The sequence below is a fragment of the Paenibacillus sp. CMM36 genome, from assembly GCF_053570945.1.
In genome coordinates, this window is record NZ_JBSEDY010000047.1 from 1 (window position 1) to 3276 (window position 3276).

The window sequence follows — 3276 nt, forward strand, 5'->3', positions numbered from 1 at the left end:
AGGCACAAATCTTGAAAGTGGAAGACGTGCAAGAGGTCATCGTACTGGCCCAAGCGGACGAACAGGGGCAAAACCAACTGGTGGCGTACTATGTCGCTGAAAGAGACGTAAGCGCTGGGGAGCTGCGTAGCTTACTGGGTGAGGAGCTGCCCAACTACATGATGCCTTCGTACTTCATCCAGCTGGAGCAGATGCCACTGACACCAAACGGTAAAATCGACCGCAAGGCCCTGCCAGCACCGGAGGGCAGCTTGCAAAGCGGAGCGGATTATGTAGAGCCGCGCACCGCGCTGGAGCAGACGTTAGTGTCCATTTGGCAGGCTGTATTAGGAGCAAAGAGAGTCGGCATTTTGGATAATTTCTTTGATCTGGGTGGCGATTCGATCAAAGCGATCCAGGTATCGTCCCGCTTGCTGCAAGCGGGCTACAAGCTGGAGATGAAGGATTTGTTCCAATATCCGTCCATTTCACTGCTGAGCAGTCATGTACACAAAGTTAGCCGCACAGCCGATCAGCGGGTGGTCTCGGGAGCAGTTAAATTGAGCCCAATACAGCAATGGTTCTTTGGACAATCCTCAGCAGAGCCACATTATTTCAACCAATCGGTGATGCTGTATAGAGCACAAGGCTTCGATGGAGCCGCATTGCGTCAAACGGTGACCCAGGTGACGGAGCATCATGATGCCTTGCGTATGGTCTTCCGTCAGACGGAACAGGGCTATGAAGCGTGGAATCGCGGTATGAATGAAGGCGAGCTGTATCATCTGGACGTTGTGGATTTGACAGGCGTCGAAGATGCGGCAGAGGTGGCGATGGCGATTGAAACGAAAGCCAATGCCATTCAAAGCTCCATTCGTCTAGACGAAGGACCGCTGGTGAAGCTGGGACTTTTCCGCTGCATAGATGGAGATCATTTACTGATTGCCATTCACCATTTGGTCGTAGACGGCATTTCGTGGCGGATTGTGTTTGAGGATTTTGCTACGGGGTATGAGCAGGCCGTGCGGGGAGAAGCAATTCGCCTGCCATACAAAACGGACTCGTTCTCTGCTTGGGCAGAGCGTTTGTCTCAATATGCGAACAGTCCGGCGATCGAAAATGAACGTGAGTATTGGCAGCGTCTTGCCCAAGTGGAAATTGCATCGCTACCTAAGGATCAAGAAAGAGCGGCAGGACAGCATTTTGTGGTCAGAGACAGTGAGACGGTGAGCGTGGCTTGGAGCGAACAGGAAACCCGGCTGCTGCTTCAGGAAGCACATCGTGCGTACCACACCGAGGTCAATGATCTACTGCTAACTGCACTCGGTACTGCATTGTACAACTGGAGCGGTCAGGAGCGTGTGCTGGTCAATCTGGAGGGGCATGGCCGGGAGGCTATTGTTCCAGATGTGGATATCACCCGTACCGTGGGTTGGTTTACGAGTCAGTACCCGGTACTGCTGGGTGTGGATGGAAAGTTAGAAGTAGGGCAGCGCATCAAGCGGGTAAAAGAGGACCTGCGTCATGTGCCACATAAGGGCATTGGCTACGGTATTTTGAAGTATATGTCTTCGGATATTGCCGACCCTTCCTTGAGCCTGCAGCCTGAGATCAGCTTTAACTATTTGGGACAATTTGATCAGGACTTGGAAAATGGTGAGATCACGCTGTCTTCACATCCAGGTGGAGAGCCGTTGAGTGACCGTACCGTACTGGAGCATCCGCTGAATGTGAACGGAATGATTACAGCGGGCACGCTGACACTGGAAATTCGCTATGACAGCAAAGTATATCATCAGCAAAATGTAGAAAACTTTGCGCAGTTGCTGCAGGAAAGCCTGCAGGAAGTGATCGCTCATTGTGCCTCCCAAGAGCGGAGTGAGCTAACTCCAAGCGATGTATTGTTCAAGGGCTTGACACTGGAGCAGCTGGAGCAATTGACGGAGCAAACGGCTTCTGTGGGCGAACTGGAAAATGTATATGCTCTTTCGCCTATGCAGAAGGGGATGCTGTTCCATCATCTGATGGAGCCGGACTCAGGTGCATACTTCCAGCAAGCGTCGTTTGATCAAAAAGGCAGCTTTGATGTTAATATTTTCCGTAAGAGTCTGGACGTACTGACACAGCGTCATGAAGCGCTACGGACGAATTTCCATCGATTTGAGACAGGGAACGGTCAGGAGCCATTGCAAATCGTGTTCCGTCACAAGGATAGCGACCTTTCCTTCAAGGATATTCGCGAAATGCCGAAAGTGGAGCAACAGGCGTATATCCAGACGTTTAAGCAGGAGGACCAAGCTAGAGGTTTTAATCTCGTTACCGATGCACTCATGCGTGTACAGGTATTGCAAATAGATGAAGAAACGTATCATTTGGTATGGAGTTTCCATCACATTGTCATGGACGGCTGGTGCTTATCGCTCGTTACGGGTGAGGTGTTTGGTACGTACTTTGCGCTGCTGGAGCAGAAACAGCCGGAGCTTGCTCCGATCACACCGTATGGCCAATATATCGAATGGTTAGAGCGTCAGGATGAACGTGCGGCAAAAGAGTATTGGAGCAGCTATTTGGCGGGCTTTGAACAGCAGACGTTGTTACCTGGAGCGGATATAACATCGAAAGACCGAGTAGCGGACAGCAGCGAAAGTGTTCTATCCACGACAGCAAGCGAAACCAGCGAATATGTTTCTGAAAAAATAACGGTAGATCTGGATCCAACGTGGAGCGAAGCCATGTACCGGATTGCGAAGCAGCAGCAGGTCACGATCAATACACTGATGCAGAGCGTGTGGGGCCTTATTTTGCAGAAATATAACAACAATGAGGATGTTGTATTCGGCAGTGTGGTATCTGGACGTCCGACGGATATTGCGGGTGTAGAGCATATGATCGGTCTGTTCATTAATACGATCCCAGTGCGGATTCAAAGTGAACAGAATGCCACGTTTGTGGACATCATGCGGAAAACGCAGGAGCAGGCACTGGCCTCAGGAGCCTATGACAGCTTCCCGCTGTATGAAATTCAGGCATTGACCGAGCAGAAGCAGCATCTGATTAACCACATTATGGTATTTGAGAATTATCCGGTAGAGGAGCAAGTCGAGCAGCTTGGGGAAGTTCGTCCATCCGCTTTTGAAATTACGAATGTGGAGGTTGTCGAGCAAACAAACTATGATCTGGACTTGATTGTGATGCCCGATGAAACCTTCCGCATTATGTTCAGATATAACGCCAATGTATACGATCGGTCTACGATCGAGCGGATGCAGGGACATGTACTGCATGTCATCGAGCAAA

Annotated in this window: 1 protein-coding gene; it reads left to right on the forward strand. The window is 50.4% G+C overall.

Annotated elements, in window-relative coordinates; translation table 11 throughout:
• Positions 1–3276 (forward strand): condensation domain-containing protein (locus tag ACWA2B_RS27765; protein WP_449292863.1); only part of this gene is annotated, 3276 nt, incomplete at both ends.